The 18,279-nt window shown below is 63.2% G+C and carries 18 protein-coding genes and 1 riboswitch; of the genes, 6 read left to right on the top strand and 12 right to left on the bottom strand.

Annotated elements, in window-relative coordinates:
* Positions 1-441: 441 nt before the first annotated feature.
* Complete coding sequence (gene rpsT, locus HUK73_RS15685; protein WP_176592736.1) at positions 442-705, bottom strand: 30S ribosomal protein S20; 264 nt, start codon at positions 703-705, stop codon at positions 442-444.
* 119 nt (positions 706-824) lie between these two features.
* Positions 825-1,637, bottom strand: a complete 813-nt coding sequence (mutM, locus tag HUK73_RS15680; RefSeq protein ID WP_176592735.1) for a bifunctional DNA-formamidopyrimidine glycosylase/DNA-(apurinic or apyrimidinic site) lyase — start codon at positions 1,635-1,637, stop codon at positions 825-827.
* Positions 1,638-1,772: 135 nt separating this feature from the next.
* Here mutM and HUK73_RS15675 point away from each other — a divergent pair, with 135 nt between their 5' ends.
* Positions 1,773-2,504 carry a class I SAM-dependent methyltransferase gene (locus tag HUK73_RS15675; RefSeq protein WP_176592734.1) on the top strand — a complete coding sequence of 244 codons (732 nt, stop codon included), beginning with the start codon at positions 1,773-1,775 and terminating at the stop codon, positions 2,502-2,504.
* A gap of 6 nt (positions 2,505-2,510) precedes the next feature.
* On the top strand, positions 2,511-4,052 hold the full coding sequence (gene ubiB, locus HUK73_RS15670) for a 2-polyprenylphenol 6-hydroxylase (protein ID WP_176592733.1): 1,542 nt from the start codon (positions 2,511-2,513) through the stop codon (positions 4,050-4,052).
* 7 nt (positions 4,053-4,059) lie between these two features.
* On the opposite strand, the gene HUK73_RS15665 is transcribed toward ubiB, so the two are convergent.
* The 3 genes from HUK73_RS15665 to dut all read right to left on the bottom strand — a co-directional run bounded on the left by HUK73_RS15665 (position 4,060) and on the right by dut (position 5,778).
* Positions 4,060-4,425 carry a DsrE/DsrF/DrsH-like family protein gene (locus HUK73_RS15665; RefSeq protein WP_176592732.1) on the bottom strand — a complete coding sequence of 122 codons (366 nt, stop codon included), beginning with the start codon at positions 4,423-4,425 and terminating at the stop codon, positions 4,060-4,062.
* Complete coding sequence (locus HUK73_RS15660) at positions 4,413-5,174, bottom strand: HesA/MoeB/ThiF family protein (protein WP_176592731.1); 762 nt, start codon at positions 5,172-5,174, stop codon at positions 4,413-4,415. Before HUK73_RS15660 ends, HUK73_RS15665 begins: the two co-directional genes overlap by 13 nt.
* A 136-nt stretch (positions 5,175-5,310) precedes the next feature.
* Positions 5,311-5,778, bottom strand: coding sequence for a dUTP diphosphatase (gene dut, locus HUK73_RS15655; RefSeq protein WP_176592730.1), 468 nt, complete (start codon positions 5,776-5,778; stop codon positions 5,311-5,313).
* Positions 5,779-5,946: 168 nt separating this feature from the next.
* Positions 5,947-6,186, top strand: a riboswitch (cobalamin riboswitch).
* A 203-nt stretch (positions 6,187-6,389) separates the two neighbouring features.
* Between dut and HUK73_RS15650 the strand changes: the two genes are divergently transcribed.
* Complete coding sequence (locus HUK73_RS15650; RefSeq protein WP_176592729.1) at positions 6,390-8,294, top strand: TonB-dependent siderophore receptor; 1,905 nt, start codon at positions 6,390-6,392, stop codon at positions 8,292-8,294.
* 64 nt (positions 8,295-8,358) lie between these two features.
* Here the strand turns inward: HUK73_RS15650 and coaBC are convergent, their stop codons facing one another.
* From coaBC to HUK73_RS15630, 4 genes are all read right to left on the bottom strand, one after another.
* The gene (coaBC, locus tag HUK73_RS15645) at positions 8,359-9,603 is read right to left on the bottom strand and encodes a bifunctional phosphopantothenoylcysteine decarboxylase/phosphopantothenate--cysteine ligase CoaBC (protein WP_176592728.1); all 1,245 of its coding nucleotides are present in this window, start codon (positions 9,601-9,603) and stop codon (positions 8,359-8,361) included.
* A gap of 93 nt (positions 9,604-9,696) precedes the next feature.
* A complete protein-coding gene (locus tag HUK73_RS15640; protein ID WP_176592727.1) occupies positions 9,697-10,770 on the bottom strand; it encodes a M48 family metallopeptidase in 1,074 nt (357 codons plus the stop codon).
* 5 nt (positions 10,771-10,775) lie between these two features.
* Entirely contained in the window at positions 10,776-11,855 is a 1,080-nt protein-coding gene (locus tag HUK73_RS15635; RefSeq protein WP_176592726.1) for a YjgN family protein, read from the bottom strand.
* Positions 11,856-11,976: 121 nt separating this feature from the next.
* Positions 11,977-12,414 carry a biopolymer transporter ExbD gene (locus HUK73_RS15630; protein ID WP_176592725.1) on the bottom strand — a complete coding sequence of 146 codons (438 nt, stop codon included), beginning with the start codon at positions 12,412-12,414 and terminating at the stop codon, positions 11,977-11,979.
* Positions 12,415-12,647: 233 nt separating this feature from the next.
* On the opposite strand from HUK73_RS15630, the gene thrS reads away from it, so the two are divergent.
* The 3 genes from thrS to HUK73_RS15615 all read left to right on the top strand — a co-directional run bounded on the left by thrS (position 12,648) and on the right by HUK73_RS15615 (position 15,807).
* Positions 12,648-14,645: a threonine--tRNA ligase gene (thrS, locus tag HUK73_RS15625; protein ID WP_176592994.1), complete on the top strand. Its 1,998-nt coding sequence runs from the start codon at positions 12,648-12,650 to the stop codon at positions 14,643-14,645.
* Between the two features lie 127 nt (positions 14,646-14,772).
* Positions 14,773-15,306 (top strand): translation initiation factor IF-3, encoded by a 534-nt coding sequence (gene infC, locus HUK73_RS15620; RefSeq protein ID WP_021238112.1) that lies wholly within the window; start codon positions 14,773-14,775, stop codon positions 15,304-15,306.
* Between the two features lie 165 nt (positions 15,307-15,471).
* On the top strand, positions 15,472-15,807 hold the full coding sequence (locus HUK73_RS15615; protein WP_176592724.1) for a hypothetical protein: 336 nt from the start codon (positions 15,472-15,474) through the stop codon (positions 15,805-15,807).
* Between the two features lie 61 nt (positions 15,808-15,868).
* Here the strand turns inward: HUK73_RS15615 and msrA are convergent, their stop codons facing one another.
* The 3 genes from msrA to HUK73_RS15600 form a co-directional block, all read right to left on the bottom strand.
* On the bottom strand, positions 15,869-16,540 hold the full coding sequence (msrA, locus tag HUK73_RS15610) for a peptide-methionine (S)-S-oxide reductase MsrA (protein ID WP_176592723.1): 672 nt from the start codon (positions 16,538-16,540) through the stop codon (positions 15,869-15,871).
* On the bottom strand, positions 16,527-16,697 hold the full coding sequence (locus tag HUK73_RS15605; protein WP_176592722.1) for a hypothetical protein: 171 nt from the start codon (positions 16,695-16,697) through the stop codon (positions 16,527-16,529). Before HUK73_RS15605 ends, msrA begins: the two co-directional genes overlap by 14 nt.
* A 319-nt stretch (positions 16,698-17,016) precedes the next feature.
* Positions 17,017-18,219: a pyridoxal phosphate-dependent aminotransferase gene (locus HUK73_RS15600; RefSeq protein ID WP_176592721.1), complete on the bottom strand. Its 1,203-nt coding sequence runs from the start codon at positions 18,217-18,219 to the stop codon at positions 17,017-17,019.
* Positions 18,220-18,279: the final 60 nt, after the last annotated feature.

Below are 18,279 nucleotides of genomic sequence, written 5' to 3'. Positions count from 1 at the left end.
AAACAGTCGACCCCCATCAACTGCACCCCCATAGGCAGGGGCGATTCAAGACGCAGAAACACCTTCCGGAAAAGCTTCCGCCTATCCGACTGTCTTGCGTCAACTAACCTTCTGATGGCCGCCGGAAATTTGATTCGAGTGGCGGCCGGAGGGTCAAAATAGACAGGCCTTCTTCGCCGGATCAAGGGCATGTCCGGTCAAAAATGTGAAATAAAGCCGTTGACTCAGCAAATGCGCGGAAAACCCGGCTTTGGAAAATTATTCTTATTTTTCATATATTTATTTCGACATATCTATGGGCTGACGATCCGAATCGGGTGGGAATCGGCGGGAATCCTGAGGTCGTCGAAAATGACTGTTCGGTGAATGAAACGTGAAAAGCCCGCCCCACGCAAATGCGGGGCGGGCAAAAATTCGAGCTGACGGTAAAAGGGCTAGGGCTTAGCCGAGTGCGCTGACGCGCTTCGTCAGACGGCCGAATTTACGGGCCGCGGTGTTCTTGTGCAGCACGCCACGGGCAACGCCGCGGGCGAGTTCCGGCTGGACCGCCTGAAGCGCCGTGGTCGCAACGGCCTTGTCGCCAGCGGCGAGAGCGGTTTCGACCTTCTTCACCAGGGTACGAATCCGGCTGATGCGGGCACCGTTGATTTCGGCGCGACGGGCGTTGCGGCGGATGCGCTTCTTGGCTTGCGGCGTATTGGCCATTTACTGTCCTCGGTTCTCGTCAAATCTCGTGAAAAGGGCCTGCCGGAATCGCCAACGGGCCCTGTGAAGGTGCGCCCCATACAGGGGATCGCAGAGGGCGTCAACCGCTGAGCCCCCCGCTATTTCTGGCATTTCGGGCAGAAAAAGGTCGATCTGCCGCCATCCACGCGCCGGCGGATCAGCGTGCCGCAATGGCATGGCTCCCCTTCCCGGCCATAGACTCGCCATTGCTTGGAGAAATAGCCGAGTTCGCCATCTGGCCGGGCATAGTCGCGCAAGGTCGATCCGCCGGCGGCGATGGCGGCGGTCAGAACTTCGCGAATCGCCTCGACAAGCAGGGTGAGTCGGGGACGGCTGATCTTCCCTGCCTCCCGGCTCGGCGCGATGCCCGCCATATTCAGCGCTTCGCACACATAGATATTGCCGAGGCCCGCGACGATGCGCTGGTCGAGCAGCGCGGCCTTGATCGAGGTCGCCTTTCCCTTGAGCGCCGTCGCCAGAGCGGCGGCGGTGAAGTCGGGACCAAGGGGTTCCGGCCCCATGCGGGTGAAGGGGTTGTAGCTTTCCCACGCCTCGCTGCGGACAAGGTCCAGCGAACCGAAGCGGCGGGGATCGTTCAGAGAGAGCAGCCGCCCTGCCCCGGTCTCGATCAGCAGATGGTCGTGCGCGCCGATTTCCGTCGGGTCGATTCTCCAGCGGCCGGACATGCCGAGATGGAAGATCAGCGTGTCCCCCCGGTCGGTGTCGATCAGCCCATATTTGGCGCGGCGGGACAGGGCGGTGACGGTCGCGCCGGTAAGGCGCTGGCGCAGATCGACCGGGATCGGGAAGCGCAGGTCGGCGCGGCGTGCCTCCACGCGGGTAAGGACGGCCCCCTCCAGTACGGAGCGGAGGCCGGCGACGGTGGTTTCGACTTCGGGAAGTTCAGGCATGACGCCTATTTAGTCATGCGCGGGCCTAAAGAAACAGTCGGCTTCCCATATGGGTGAGGGACAGGCTTTTCCGCCATGATTTCCGAGCCGGGAAATATTTCCATTTCCCTTGAAATCGCTCTAGGAGGCTCCGCCATGAGTGAAACCGCTTCCTTTGGCTATCGCGATGTCGAAGCCGCCGAAAAGCAGGGGATGGTCCGTGCCGTCTTCTCCAATGTGGCGTCCAAATATGACCTGATGAACGACGCCATGTCGGGCGGCGCGCATCGCCTGTGGAAGGACCAGTTCATCAATCGCGTGAAACCGCGCCGGGACGAGCAGATTCTCGACATGGCGGGCGGCACCGGGGACATTGCGTTCCGCATGCATCGGCATGGAGCACAGGTCACGGTGTCGGATATCAACCCGGAAATGCTGGCCGTGGGCGTCGAGCGGGCGCAGAAAAAGGGCCTGGAAGGTCTCATCTGGTCGGAACAGAATGCCGAAGAGCTGAGCTTCGCAGACCGGGCTTTCGACGCCTATACGATCGCCTTCGGCATCCGCAATGTAACTCATATCGACAAGGCGCTGCGCGAGGCGCATCGGGTGCTGAAGTTTGGCGGGCGGTTTTTCTGCCTGGAATTTTCGACCACGACCTGGCCGGGCTTTTCGGATGTCTATGATGTTTACTCGCACCGGCTGGTGCCCAAGCTGGGCAAATTGCTGGCCGATGACGAAGACAGCTATCGTTATCTGATCGAATCGATCCGGCGCTTCCCGCCCATGCCGGAGTTCGAACGGATGATCCGCGAGGCAGGGTTCGTGCAGACCAGGGTCGAACCGATCCTCGGCGGGCTGGTCGCGATTCATTCGGGCTGGAAGATCTGACGTCCCGTGCCTTCCCATCTGACACATATCTGGCGGCTGCTGAAATGGGGCCGCACCTTGGCACGCCATGGCGCGCTGACTGGGATTGAGCGCGACCCGCTGACGCCCACGCCGATACGGCGACTGGTGCGGGTGGCGCGTTTTGGCGCACGCGTCCCCCGCCAGCCGCGCTATGCCGATGCGTTTCAAGCCATCGGGCCGGCGGCAATCAAGCTGGGACAGACACTGGCAACGCGGCCCGATCTGGTGGGCGAAGATGCGGCGAACGACCTGCTGCGGTTGCAGGACGCCCTGCCTCCGGTGCCCTTCGCCATCATCCGCGCCCAGATCGAGCAGAGTTTCGGACGGCCTTTGGAGGCGATATACAGCCGCTTCGACCAGGAGCCGGTCGGCGCAGCCTCCATCGCGCAGGTGCATCGGGCGGTGACGGTCGAGGGGCGCGACGTGGCGGTGAAGATCATCCGCCCCGGCGTCATCGATCAGTTCAACCGGGACATCCAGACCTATGAATGGGCCGCCGCCCATGTCGAGATGCTGGGGGGAGAACTGGCGCGGCTGCGGCCCCGGCTGGTGATCGCAAATCTGAAACGCTGGACGGCGCGCGAACTGGACCTGCGGCGCGAGGCGGCTTCGGCGTCCGAACTGGGCGAGGCGATGGAAGCGATGCCGGGCTATTGCGTGCCCGCCATCGACTGGGACCGCACGACCGGCAAGGTCATGACCATGGAGTGGATCGACGGGATCAAGATCTCCGACCGCGATGCGCTGGTCGCTGCCGGTCATGACGTCAAGGAGATTGCGGCGCGGCTGGTCAACGCCTTCCTGCGGCAGGCGATTGCCGAAGGCTTTTTCCATGCCGACATGCATCAGGGCAATCTGTTCGTGCGCGACAATGGCGATATCGTCGCGATCGACTTCGGCATCATGGGGCGGATCGACCGGCGAGCGCGGATGTGGCTGGCGGAGATTCTCTACGGCCTCATCACCGGCAACTACAAACGCGTGGCGGAGATCCACTTCGAGGCGCAATATGTGCCGGGCCATCATAATGTCGAGGAGTTCGCCACAGCCCTGCGCGCCGTGGGCGAGCCGATGCGCGGCAAGCCTGTGCGCGAACTGTCGGTCGGCGGGATGCTGGACGGGCTGTTCGCGATCACCCGCGATTTCGACATGCAGACCCAGCCGCATCTGCTGCTGCTGCAAAAGACCATGGTGATGGTGGAGGGCGTGGCGACCTCGCTCGATCCCGACATCAACCTGTGGGAGACGAGTGGCCCCTATGTGAAGGAATGGCTGCGGTCGGAACTGGGACCGGAGGCGAAGGCGGCCGACGCGCTGATCGAGCATTGGCGGATCGTGCAGCGGCTGCCGGGGCTGGTGAAGCGGATCGAGGAGGCCTTCCCGGAAAAGGGCGGCGCGCCTCCGCCGCCGCCCCTTCCCGAGGTGAAGCTGATTCGCGTCGGAGCCGGGTGGCGCTATATGGTGGTGGCGCTGCTCGCGGGGGTGGCCGGCGCGGGAGCGATGGCTGCGGCCGAGGTCTTCTTATAAAGTCTCTTCACACAAAGAGCAGGCGAGCCTCATCCCCTGTCTGCTGAAGAAAGGCGACTGGCCCTCCGGCTTCCACGCCGGGCGGCAAGTCCTCCACCAGCAGCCCGCACAATGCCAGCCCGCTCTGGCAGGCCAGCAGGGCGACACCAAGCCCCAAGGCTTCTTCGATCAACGCCGCGAGCGAAGGCAGTCCCGCTGCCCGATGCGCCGCATCCTGGGGCGCTTCCACCGGCGTCCGCAGCAATCCTACCGCTTCCAGTTGCAGAAAAACCGCCGCCTGTCCGCCCAGCGCCGCGTGCGCAGCCGCCATCACCAGCGCCCCGCGCAGCCGCTCCGCATCGGCCGTCGCAACGACGATCCTCAGTTCGCGCATAATATTGTGGCGCAGGCGGAGCAGGCCGGGTCCTTGGACACCGCCACGGTGCGGAATCGCATCGACAGCAAATCGGCCAGAAGCAACCGGCCCGCCATATCCTCGCCAAAGGGCACCAGCGACCGGATCACCTCAAGCGCCGCCAGACTGCCCATCACCCCGGTCAGCGCCCCGATCACGCCCGTCTCGGAACAATTGCGCTCCGGCGCATCCTCCGGCGATCCGACGAGGCAGCGGTAGCAAGGCTTGCCCGCCTCCCACCCGCGATAGGTGGCGAGTTGCCCCTCGAAAGGCCCGACCGCCGCCGACACCAGCGGAATGCGCAACGCCTGCGCGCAATCCGCCACGGCCAGCCGCGTCGCAAAACTGTCGCAGCCATCCAGCACCACATCGGCCGCACGCAGCATCAGCGCGGCATTATCCGCGTCGATCCGGGCGTTGATAGGAATCAGCTTCACATCGGGATTGAGCCGCGCCACCGCCGCCATCGCGCCCTCCGCCTTGGGCGCGCCGATATCCTGGGTTCCGAACAGGATCTGGCGCTGCAAGTTGGAAAGAGCGACCGCGTCGTCATCGATCACCCGGATCGTACCCACGCCCGCCGCCGCGAGATACAGGATTGCCGGGCTTCCGATTCCACCCGCGCCGATCACCGCCACATCCGCCGACAGCAGCCGGGCCTGCCCCGCGCCGCCGATCTCCTTCAGCACGATATGGCGGGCATAGCGCTCCAGCTGCTCGTCGGTCATGAGGAGGGCGCTCCTATCGACCCTAAAGCGGATGAACCCCCGACTGCCCCGTCCAGTTCCTTGGCTGAGGCAAGGGGCACGGCGCCGTGGGTCATGATTTCTCCCCGGATGAAGGCGGCTTCATTGCCCATGGCATCTACGATCCCGTCGATCCGAATCCCCCCAGCCCGCGCTGCGTGGTGGCGCTGAATTCCGGCACGACCCTGAACGTCGGCCGCAGAATGGGAAGGAATACGAGCTGGGCGATTCGGTCGCCGGGATTGACGATGACCGGCTCGCTTCCCGGCGGTGTCCTGAGCCATGTGCTGATGTAGATCTGATTGGCGTAATCGGCATCGATCGTCCCGACCGACTGCCCCAATATCACCCCCTTCTTGTGGCCGAGGCCAGAGCGCGCGAGCAGAAAGGCGACCACATTCGGGTCGTTCATCAGGATCGCCACGCCCGTCGGAATCAGGACCGCATCGGCCTGCGGCTGCAATTCCAGCGGAGCGTCGAGGCACGCATACATGTCGATTCCCGCCGACATGTCCGTTTGAAAATCCGGGAGGCCCCATTCGTGAATGCGTTGGTCGAGAATTTTCAGTTCGAATTGGGCGCTCAAGACAGTTCCTCAGTGACATCGGAGTGGACGTTTCGTTCGCGCGCAGGCTAGCCCATCCTTTCCGATCCTGAAAGGGGAAGCTCCGCCACGGCCCCGACGGGCCTTCCCGTTTGGGAAATGGACAAAGCGTTGCGCTTCGCCTATGCGCTTGCCCCGGATCGGGCATGCCCGATCCCAGATCGCGCCGGTGTCCCGAAAGGGGCTTAATAGGGAATGCGGCAAGAGGAAATCCTCGGAACCGTGGCTGTCCCTGCAACTGTGAGCGGCGAGCGCGATGCACAGGCGGCCGGGACATGATGTCCTGCCGCCAGCCACTGGGCCAACGCAAAATCCTGCGAGGTCTGGGAAGGTCGTGCATCAAGCGATGACCCGCGAGCCAGGAGACCTGCCGGCGTCTGGTCGCTCTTGCTTTGGCCCAGGGGATGGCCGGGGCACGGTAACTCTCCGTCTGAGCGACGAACGAAGCGGCTGGGGCCGCGCGGCTTTGCGTCCGTGGGCGAGCGCCCGGTCATGGATGCAGGCCGACCGTCGCATGTCCGGCAGGGTTCACGCCTTGTCGGACGGATCGGTACGCCCCGCCCGGCCTGCTCAGGCGCCAAGGGGGTATTTTCATGAAAAACGCGATTGCCATCTCCTGTCTTGCTCTTGCCTGGAGCAGCGCTGCCTTTGCGCAGGCTTCGGACGCGGACCAGGAAAACATGGTCACGAACCAGATTATCGTCACCGGCACCCGCGCGGCGGGCGGCATATCGACCGCGACCTTCGGCACGTCCGTCACCGTGCTGGACACGACGGCCCTGCGCGACCGGCAGACGCAGATCGTGTCGGACGTCCTGCGCGACGTGCCCGGCATAGCCGTGACCCGCACCGGGCCGGTCGGCGGGTTGACGCAGGTGCGCATTCGCGGCGCGGAGAGCAATCACACGTTGATGGTCATTGATGGCATCGAAGCGTCCGACGCGACTTATGGCGAATATGATTTCGCGACGCTCTTTGCCGACGAAGGCGCCCGGATCGAGGTGCTGCGCGGCGAGCAGAGCGCGCTTTACGGTTCCGATGCGATCGGCGGCGTGATCAGCTACCTGACCGCCAGCGGTCGCGATCTGCCGGGCTTTTCGGGCCGGATCGAGGGCGGCTCCTTCGACACGTTGCAGGGCGCCGTCCGTGGCGCGGGCACCGTGGGCGACATGGATTATGCGCTGACCGGCTCCTATTCCGGCATTGGCGGCTATGTCGTGGCGCCGGGCGGATCGCGCGACATCGGTTCGAAGATCGGCACGGTCAGCGGCAAGATCGGCTATCAGGCCGGCTCCGTCGCGCTGCGGGCCGTGGCGCGCTACAATCACATCGACGCGGATACCAACAGCCAGGACTATGTCTTCACCGGCAATGCGATCGACGCGGGCGGCTCCTACCGGAATGACGCCTTCTATGGACTGGTCGGTGCGACCGTCGGGGCGGACGGGCCGTGGATCAACGATTTCAGCGCCCAGATGCAGGACAGCAAGCGCATCTTTCTGGACGATGACGGCGCCATCACCTACGGCACCCATGGCCAGCGCACCAAGGCAAGCTGGGTTTCGACCCTGAAGCTGGGTTCGACCGGGCCGCTGTCCCATGTGCTGACAGGCGCCATCGATTATGAGCGCGAACAGTTCCACAACCGCGGCGAGGTTTCCGCCGCCAATCCGCGCCGCCGGATCACGAACTGGGGTTTTGTCGGCCAGTATCAGCTGCAACTGGATGATCGCGGCGGCATCGGCATCGCTCTGCGCCATGACGACAACGACCGTTTCCGCAACGCCACGACCTGGCGCGCGCAGGCCAGCTATCACTTCGACACCGGCACGCGGCTGCACGCGGCGGGCGGCACCGGGATCAAGGCGCCGACCTTCGCCGAACTGTTCGGCTATTCGCCGACCAGCGGCTTCGTCGGCAACCCCAACCTCAAGGCGGAAAAATCGACCGGCTGGGAAGTCGGCGTCGAACAGGCCTTCCTCAACGGCAATGCGCGGATCGATGTGACCTATTTCAACGCCAAGCTGCGCGACATGATCGTATCGGTCTATGCGCCGGTCTACACGGTGGTGAACGCGCCGGGCAATTCGCCGCATGAGGGCGTGGAGGTTTCCATCAACGCGAAGATCCTGCCGACGCTGCGTTTCGACGCATCCTATACCTATCTGGATGCGAAGGATGAGTTCGGCATGCCGCTCGTTCGCCGTGCCAAACATATCGGCAGCGCCAATCTGACCTGGCGCAGCACGGACGACCGCTTTGGCATGACCGCGACCGTCCGGTATAATGGCAAGCAATATGACACCAACTTCGCCACCTATGCGACCGAAAGGCTGGACGAGTATACCGTCGTCAACCTGAACGCGGACGTCGCGCTAACCAGCAATATCTCGCTCTATGGCCGGGTAGAGAATCTGTTCGACGACCATTATGTCGAAAATGTCGGTTTCCTGACCGCCGGACGCGCGGTCTATGGCGGGGTGCGCGTGCGCATCTGATGCGGAACCAACCGCGCTGCCGATCCCTTCGGCAGCGCGGGACCGACGGTCAAACGGCCGAATCTCAGGGACGACGAGCGGAAAGGGCGTTGGCGACCTTTTCCATCAGACGCGTGGCCACGGCGTTCTTGGGCAGATTGTCCCAGCTTTCGATACCGTCCGCGGAAACGATATGCACGCTGTTGGTGTCTCCACCCATCACATCGCCCGAAACATCATTGGCGACGATCCAGTCCGCGCCCTTGCGCGCCAGCTTGGCCTGCGCATGCTCGGCGATCTTCTGCGTCTCGGCGGCAAAGCCGACCAGCAGGGCCGGGCGCTTCGGATGCTTCCCCAGCGTCGCCAATATGTCGGGATTCTCGACAAGGGCCAAAGGCGCCGGCTTGCCCGACCCATCTTTTTTAAGCTTCTGGTCCGCCGCGTCCGCCGTGCGCCAGTCCGCCACCGCAGCCACCATGATCGCGGCGTCGGCCGGTAAGGCAGCCTCCACCGCCGCCAGCATCTCCCGCGCTGTCTCGACATCGACGCGATGCACGCCCGCAGGAGTCGGCAGATGCACCGGCCCCGCCACCAGCGTCACCCGCGCGCCCGCACGCGCCGCCGCCGCCGCGATGGCAAAGCCCTGCTTCCCCGAGGAACGGTTGGCGATATAGCGCACCGGATCGATCGGCTCATGCGTCGGCCCCGCCGTCACCAGTATATGCCGCCCGGCGAGCGCCGCATCCGGCCCCTCGAAATCCGGCTGCCCCGCCAGGGGATCGACCGGCAGGGGCAAGGCCAGCAGCCGCGTCACTTCCGCAGCGATCGCTTCCGGCTCGGGCAAACGCCCCTTGCCGAACTCGCCGCAGGCCATCTCACCGCTGTCCGGTTCCATGATCCGCACGCCATCGGCCCGCAGTTGCGCGATATTGCGCTGGGTCGCCGCATGATGCCACATCCGCACATTCATCGCGGGCACCGCCAGCACCGGCTTGTCGGTCGCCAACAGCAGCGTCGTCGCCAGATTGTCGGCAATGCCGTTCGCCATCTTGGCCAGCATATTCGCCGTCGCGGGCACCACCACCACCAGATCGGCCTGGCGGCTGAGTTGGATATGCCCGATCTCCCGCTCTTCCTTGAGGTCGAACATGTCGCCATAGACATGATCTTCGGTCAGCACGCCCAGCGACAGGGGCGTCACGAACTTTTCCGCGCTCTCGGTCAGCACCGCCCGCACGGCAATCCCCCGTTTGCGCAACAGCCGCACCAGTTCCAGCGACTTGTAAGCCGCGATTCCGCCCGAAATGATGAGAAGGATGCGCTTGGTCATGACAGGTCCATCATTTGGTCAAGCAACGGGCGCTTGTCCAGTCCGCTCGCCATTTGAAAACGGAACCACGTCTCCGACCGCCGGGACATGGCATTAAAAGGGATTGTCCCAGAATTTGGCGACTTTCGGGTCGGTCGCGCACGCGGTCCGCAGCGCCTGCCATTGAGCCGGGTCCAGAGCAGGGCGATAGGTGGCGCCGGGCGTCACTGCGGCGGCGAAGCGGCGACGGCGCTCTGCGGAGAGCGGGTGGGAGGAAAGCCAGCTCATCGCCCGCGCTTCCGCGCCCTCTTCCTTGCCACCGAGGCGTTCGAAGAAGGCGGCGGTGGCGGCGGGAGAAATCTTCGCCTCGCGCATCTGGTCGATGGCGACGCCGTCCGCTGCGCTTTCCGCGCCACGACCATAGCTCAAGGACAGAACCCCGTTCAGATAACCGCCCGCATTACCCCCTGCCCCGCCCAGCACCACGCTGAGACCAAGCTGGCGGATCAGCCCGGTCATCGTGTCACGGTGGCGGACATGGCCGAGTTCGTGACCGAGTACACCCGCCACTTCATCGGAAGATTTGGCCTGCTGGACGAGGCCGTCGAACAGGATGATCCGTCCACCCGGCAACGTCACCGCATTCACCATAGGGATATTGGCGAGGGCGATTTCGCGTGCTTCATGCCGGGGATCGATCTGCCCGGCCAGTGCCCGCAACGCGGCATCGCCGGCCGGGGTGTGGCAGAAGCGGCCGCCGAAATCCCCGACCATCGCGTCGCCCATGCGGTTTTCCCAGCCGCGCGGCACCAGCGGGGCGATGACGCCGGGAGCCTCCAGCGCGCCCCAGACGACCAGCCCCGCGACCAGCATGAACACCCCCGCCGCCCGCCAGAAGCCGAAGCGGTCGATCCAGCGGCCATAGCGCTCCGCCTTGGGCAGATGCGCAGCGATGTCCTGCGGCGCTTGCCCGGAAAAGCCCATGCGCCAACCGGGAATGGCACGATGGCCATAGGCCGAGTGCTCGCCCTCCATACTGACGACGGTAAGGTCGCGCCAGTCGACTGGCGTGCCGGTCCAGCCGCTTTCCGGCTCCTCCAGCGCGAAGCCCTCCCCGGTCCGGCGGAGTTCCACGCTCCGCCGGACCGCGGTGACGCCGTCATAATGCCAGAGCCGGAAATCCGACATGCCGTTCAGAATGCCCCCACATCGAGCGCGTCGAGCAGACCTTCACCATGGCGGCTGACCTTGGTCCGCGACTGGGTCAGTTCGTCGGTGTAGATTTCGCCGGTCACGCCCATATGGATCACGAAGAATTTCCAGTGGCGATATTGCAGGAAGATCGACCCGATGCCGAGCGTTGCGATCACCAGTGCGATGTCGCCCAGGAAGAGCAGGAACCAGTCCTTGGTACGGGCATGGAAATGGAAGTTGAGGCCGGTGAGCGACAGGCCTTCCACCGCTTCCCGGAAGAATTTGGCGTAGAAGGCGAGCGTGATGATCCCGAACAGAATATAGGCAAGAAGAGGAACCAACATGAACGCCAGGACCATGCCGGTCGTTGGTCCTCCCGATCCCATCCCACGCAAGCCCGAACCGCCCCACACAGCCGCTACACCAACCAGTGCAATGATGATGAAAGGCAGCAGGTAGAAAAGCAGGAAGCGCTTGAAGACCGGGCCGTGATCGCCCGCCGCCTCGAAGCTGTGCGGGCCAAAGCTCATCTTGTTCCAGCGCTCGTTCCACAGCGACATCATCGACCAGGGGATCATCAACCCCAAAGCGAGACTGCCGACCGCGCTCTTCCACATATAGGAAATGCCGTAGCCGAAGCCTTGGTCATCGCTGCCGCCGCGAATGCCGTGCCACCATGTCCGGCTGAGCCGATAGCGCAGCGCACGGAAGCGGGCGAGGCCGACCATGTAGAAGATGGTGACGAAGGCCGCGAGCGTCAAAATGCTTGCCAAGCCCGCATGGCCCTGAAGCACCAGCGCCTGCGCACCGAATTGCAGGAACAGGAACGGAATACCGATCAGCACCACCACCATCAGAAAGCCGAGGAACAGTTCCTTGCCGGTCCCGGTCCATTCCAGCCGGTCGTCGATGAAGCGCGTATTCGCCCAGAGATAACGCCGTGTCCGGGTGGTCGCCCAGAAACGGTAGATGCCGAGCGTCACGATCGTCAGCAGCAGATTGGTGAAAGCGATGGGCGCATAGGCGCGCCAGTTTCCTTCAAAGGCGAAGCCGTCGCCGCCAATGCGTTCCTGATCCATGGTTCCCCCCTGTAGTCCCCGGCCGAAGAAGACTATGCCGAGGGCCGTTGGTCAAGGGGAATCAGGCCCGCTTTGGCGGCTATCCCGCTGAAATAGAGCAACAAGCTTATTTTACAGCCGGTCAGAAGCTGGCGTAACGTTCATTGCCGATGAAACCGAGCTTCTTGACCCCGGCGCGACGGATGTCGGCCAGCACTTCATCGACTGTCACATAGCGGGCGTCGGCGTCGGGCTGGAACTGGAGTTCCGGCTCGACCGGCATCCGCAGCGAGGCGGCGAGATATTGGCGGAGCGTCAGACGGTCGACCGCCGCGCCGTTCCAGCGGATGACGCCGTCCGCATCGATGCCGAGGCGGTTCTTGACCGTGTCGATGGGTGGCTGAACGATCTTTTTCGGCGTTTGCGGCAGATCGATGCCCACGCTGTGCGTCTGGATCGGGATGGTGATGATGAACATGATCAGCAGCACCAGCATCACATCGATCAGCGGGGTGGTGTTCATGTCGGATAGGGGCGCCTCCCCCTCGGCGCTGTCAGGTCTTGCGAAGCTCAAAGCCATTTGCATCCCTCCTGTTGAAATAATGATATAACAACACATAACACATGCCCTGATGGCGGGGCTCTGGCAAGACCCTTAAGGATCGTCTGTTTGCCGCGTTCTGCGAGCCGTCGGCCATTCCGGCCGACTTCAGAACGCTTCTATTGACAGCACGGGCGGCCCATTTATGGGGAAGGCGCGGCTTTTTCGGCCGCTGCAATCTCATTTCAACAGAAAGACCACCCGTGTCCGCCATGCTCAAGATCACCCTGCCCGATGGTTCCGTGCGTGAAGTCGCGCCCGGCACTACCCCGGCGGACATTGCGGCGGCGATCGGGCCGGGTCTGGCCAAGGCCGCCATCGCCGCGCGAGTCGATGGCGAACTGCGCGACATCATGCGGCCGCTGGAGCAGGATTCGCAGCTGGCGCTGGTCACGGCGAAGGACGAAGCCGACGCGCTGGAACTGGCGCGGCATGACTTCGCGCATGTGCTGGCCGAGGCGGTGCAGGCGCTGTTTCCAGGGACGCAGATCACCTTCGGGCCGTCGACCGACGACGGCTTTTATTATGACTTCGCGCCCCCAGTCATCGAAGGAAAGCATCGGCCCTTCACCGAGGAGGACCTGCCCGCCATCGAGGCGAAGATGCGCGAGATCATCGCCGCCAACAAGCCGCTGCGCCGCGAGGTGTGGAAGCGCGAGGAGCTGATCGCCCGTTGGAAATCCGAAGGCGAGACGTTCAAGGCCGAATGGGCCGCCGAACTGCCGGAGGGCGAGGAACTGACGGTCTACTGGTCGGGCAATGAGTGGCTCGACATGTGCCGGGGACCGCATCTGGCCTCGACGGGCAAGCTCGATCCGGCGGCGTTCAAGCTGACCCGCGTGTCGGGCGCCTATTGGCGCGGCGACCAGAAGAATGCGATGCTCAGCCGCGTCTATGGCACCGGCTGGCTCAACAAGAAGCAGCTCGACGCGCATCTGACGCGGCTGGAGGAAGCGGGCAAGCGCGACCATCGCAAACTGGGCGCGGAGATGGACCTGTTCCACCTCCAGCAGGAGGCGCATGGGTCAGTCTTCTGGCACCCCAAGGGCTATCTGATCTGGCGCGCGCTGGAGGCCTATATGCGCCGCGCCATCGACGACGCGGGCTATCGCGAGGTCAAGACGCCGCAGGTGATGGACGCCCGCCAGTGGGAGCAGTCCGGTCACTGGGGCAAATATCGCGAGAATATGTTCGTGATCCCCGACGAGGTGCCGAACGTTGCGGATGAAGGCCCGCTGGTGTCGGATGATGCCGACTGGATGGCGCTCAAGCCCATGAACTGCCCGGCGCACATCCTGATCTTCAAGCAGGGGATCAAAAGCTATCGCGACCTGCCGCTGCGTTTCTATGAAAATGGCTGCTGCCATCGCAACGAGCCGCATGGGGCGCTGCATGGGCTGATGCGGGTGCGCCAGTTCACGCAGGACGACGCGCATATCTTCTGCCGCGAGGATCAGATCGTAGAGGAAGTCCGCGCTTTCTGTGCGCTGGCGGATCGGATCTACAAGGATTTTGGCTTTACCTATTCGATCAAGCTGGCGCTGCGTCCGGAGAAGCGCTTCGGCACGGACGAAATGTGGGACAAGGCCGAGGAAGAACTGCGCAACGCCGTCGCGGCAGCGGGGCTGAACACGCCGGAATATGGCTGGGAGGAGCTGCCCGGCGAAGGCGCCTTCTATGCGCCCAAGCTGGAATGGCATCTGACCGACGCGATCGGGCGGACCTGGCAGGTCGGGACGATCCAATCCGACCGCGTGCTGCCGGAGCGACTCGACGCATCCTATGTGGCGGAAGATGGCGAGCGGCACCGGCCGGTGATGCTCCATCGCGCGATTTTCGGCTCCTATGAGCGCTTCATCGGCATACTGATCGAACATTATGCAGGCAAATTCCCGCTCTGGCTGGCGCCGGTGCAAGCGGTGGTGGCGACCATCGTGTCCGACGCCGACGGTTATGCCCAGACGGTCGTGGAGAAGCTGCGGGCGGCGGGAATCCGGGCGGAAACCGATGTTCGCAACGAGAAGATCAACTACAAGGTGCGCGAGCATAGCCTTGCAAAAGTGCCGAATTTGCTGGTCGTCGGCCGCCGTGAGGCCGATGAGGGCACGGTGGCGCTGCGCGAGCTGGGCAAGGAAGGGCAGACCATCCTTTCTGTCGAGGATGTCATCGCCCGTCTTGCAAAAGAGGCGCTCGCGCCCGATATGCAGTGAGGCAGCAATGCCACATGGGGTTGGTGAATCCGCAACTGCGGACTTGCCGCCCCTTTCGGCTTTGCGCTAAAGCGCCGCCAGAGTCGTTGTTTTAACTACCGTAGGAGAAGCTACTATACGTCCCCCAATGATGCGCCGTCCGATGGCGCCGCCGCCGAAGTCCGGTCCCCGTTACAATGAGTTCATCACCGTGCCCAAGGTGCGCGTGATCGACGACGAAGGCGAAAATCTGGGCGTGATGTATACGCAGGAGGCGATTGAGCGCGCCTATGAGATCGGGCTGGACCTGGTCGAGGTGTCGCCCACCGCCGATCCGCCGGTCTGCAAGTTCCTCGACATCGGCAAATATAAGTACGAAGCCCAGAAAAAGGCGAATATCGCCCGCAAGACCCAGAAGACGCAGGAACTCAAAGAGATCAAGATGCGTCCGAACATCGACGATCATGACTATGATACGAAGATGAAGAAGGTCCATGACTTCATCGGCGACGGCGACAAGGTGAAGATCACCCTGCGCTTCCGTGGCCGCGAATTGAGCCACCAGCAGCTCGGTATGCAGCTGCTCCAGCGCGTGGCCGAGAATGTCGGCGAGATCGCCAAGGTCGAAGCCTATCCGCGCATGGAAGGCCGCCAGATGCTGATGGTGCTGGCGCCGAAATAACGGCCTTCGATTTTTAGAGATCAGGTAATCGGGCGGAGTCTGGCGACAGGCTCCGCCCGTTCTCGTTTGGGCAATGGATGACGGAGGGTAACCATTTATCGCCGGTTTCGAGATCAATTTCGTTTCTCAATTGCGGACAGACCGTTCAACGCTACAAGCCTTTGAATGCCTTCGTTCAAACCTTCGCGTGACATTTGGTTAGTAGTCGCACTGCTCAGCATCCTCTGCGCCGTTTTTAGGCATTTCGGTGGCTCAGCTTTAGCTTATACGGCACTTTACGCGATATTGGCTTTGGTAGGTGTCGGCATCGCCATTTCTCTTTTTCTCGAAAAGCTGCGTCATGGTCGCGCCCACGGCAATCTATTCGTCGCCACTCTTGCACCTCTATTTTTGCTCTTTATTGATCTTTCCAGCGGCTGGCGCATCGCATGTCTTTTGGTGATAGCTCTCGTCGCCATGGTGGAATGGCAGTCGCGACGTGCGGGACGAAACGTCAGTTAATTGCCGTTTCAGAAAGAAAGCCGACCGTCCGCCACCCACCCTAACCGCCCCATCAGAGGGGTCAGGCCGAGGGCTTCTCACTGTAGAACGCCGGGAACATGGCCTTCAGCGCCGTCAGCTTGGGCGCGTCCCAGCGCAGGATATAGGGGTGGCGTGGGTTTCGCGTCATGAAATTCTGATGATCGGCGGCTGCGTCCTGAAAGCCGGTGAAGCGCTCGACGCGAGTAACGATCGGACCTTGCCAGAGGCCGGATTGGCCAAGTTGGATGAGATAGGCTTTGCCTGCCTTCTCCTGTTCCGCGTTCAATGGAAAGAGCGCGCTGCGATATTGGGTGCCATGATCCGGCCCCTGATAGTTGAGCGTCGTCGGGTCGACGATCACCGAGAAGAAGATGCGCAACAGCGTGCCGTAGCTCACCTGTTCGGGATCGTAGGTGACGCGGACGGACTCGGCGAAGCCGGTGTCGCCCTCGCTCACGCGCTCATAGTCGACCTTGCGGTTGCGCGGACCACCCGCGAAACCGGAGACGGCGAGATGCACGCCCTTTACGTGGGAAAAAACGCCTTCCACGCCCCAATAGCAGCCGCCCGCGAAAACGGCGGTTTCGAGCCTGCTGCTCGGAGTGGCATCGATGGTTGGGACAGGAGCAAGGACCGGCCGCTCGGCGCGCAGCGGGGAAGCGACGGCCAAAGCCGCCAGAAAGACAAGGGCTATGCCGTCAGAGCGCCGCATTGCCCGCTGCCGGGGCCGCGCTGACCGAAGCGGCCATGGCGGGCGGCGTCAGCGCTGAATGATCGTCATTCGGCTGAAGCACGAACATGCCGACCGCACCGATCACAAACCCACCCAGAAAGCGCAGGAACAGGTCGGATTTCAAGAATGCCGTCATGGCGTTCTTCCTTTCGGTCGTCTTGGCCACCACAAGCGGGGGCAATTAAGGTCGCTCGGCTTAGCCCCGAATGAACGCCCTTTGGGAAGGGGTTCGACCAACGCGCCATGCGGAGCGATGGATGACGGGGACAAGACCAGTTTCGGTTCGCAACGGGATATAGCGCCCGCCGCTCCATCTACAAGACGGCGCGGAGGAAAAATTCCGTTTCCGATTTTGAGATGATGAAAACAGGACCGGCATTGCGCCAGCCCCGCCACTCAATATTCAGATGGTGAGTGCGCCCCTCCCCATCTTGCCGATGAGGAGGGCCATTTCGTCACTTCAGGGCTGCGCAGGCTTCCTGAATGCGGGTGCAAGCCTTTTTCAGCACCTCTTCCGAAGTCGCGTAGCTGATGCGGAAGGCCGGCGAGAGGCCGAAGGCGGCCCCGTGCACGGCGGCGACGCGGGCTTCGTCGAGGAAATAGCCGATCAGCGCCTCGTCGCTGCTGATAAGCTCGCCCTTGGGCGTGGTCTTGCCGATCAGGCCACTGGCGTCGGGGTAGACGTAGAAGGCGCCTTCCGGCGTCGGGCAGTCAAGGCCCGGCGCGTCGTTCAGCATGGCGACAACCATGTCGCGGCGCTTCTTGAAGGCAGCGTTGCGGTCTTCGAGAAAGTCCTGCGGGCCGGTCAGCGCGGCGGCGGCCGCCGCCTGGCTGATCGAGCAGGGGTTGCTGGTCGACTGCGACTGGAGCTTGCCCATCGCCTTGATGATCCATTCGGGACCGCCGGCGAAACCGATGCGCCAGCCGGTCATCGAGAAAGCCTTGGAGCAACCGTTCACCGTCAGCGTGCGGTCGTACAGGTCCGGGCAGACCTGCGCGATGGTGGCGAAGGGAGTCGGCGCGTACCAGACATGCTCATACATGTCGTCGGTCATCACCAGCACATGCGGATGACGCAGCAGCACTTCGCCCAGTTCCTTCAGCTCCGCCGCCGAATAGGCCGCGCCCGAGGGGTTGGAGGGCGAGTTCAGCATGACCCATTTGGTGCGCGGGGTGATCGCGGCTTCCAGCTGGGCGGCGGTGATCTTGTAACCCTGCGACGCCGGGCCTTCGATGAACACCGGGGTGCCCCCCGCGAAGTTCACGATATCGGGGTAGCTGACCCAATAGGGCGCCGGGATGATGACTTCATCACCCACATCGACGGTCGCGACCAGCGCGTTGAACAGGGTGTGCTTGCCGCCCGAGTTCACGCTGATCTGGCTGCGCTTGTAGACGAGGCCATTGTCGCGCTGGAACTTGAAGGCGACGGCTTCCTTGACGTCGGCGGTGCCGTCGACGTCGGTATAGCGGGTCAGATTCTTGCGAATCGCCTCAATCCCCGCCTCCTTCACGAAGTCGGGCGTATCGAAGTCCGGTTCGCCCGCGGAGAGGCCAATCACGTCCACGCCTTCGGCTTTAAGGGCATTCACGCGCGCGCTCATCGCCAGGGTGGCGGAGGGCTGGATGCGACCGAGGGCAGCGGAAGTCTGGCTCATTGTGACAATCTTTCTCTAGAGCGATTTCAAAGCGGGCGGACCGCCCGCTGGCCCAGAAAT

The organism is Sphingobium sp. EM0848 (assembly GCF_013375555.1).
Lineage (GTDB): Bacteria > Pseudomonadota > Alphaproteobacteria > Sphingomonadales > Sphingomonadaceae > Sphingobium.
Note: the sequence above shows the minus strand (reverse complement) of the source record. Positions and strands in the feature narration are given on the sequence as shown.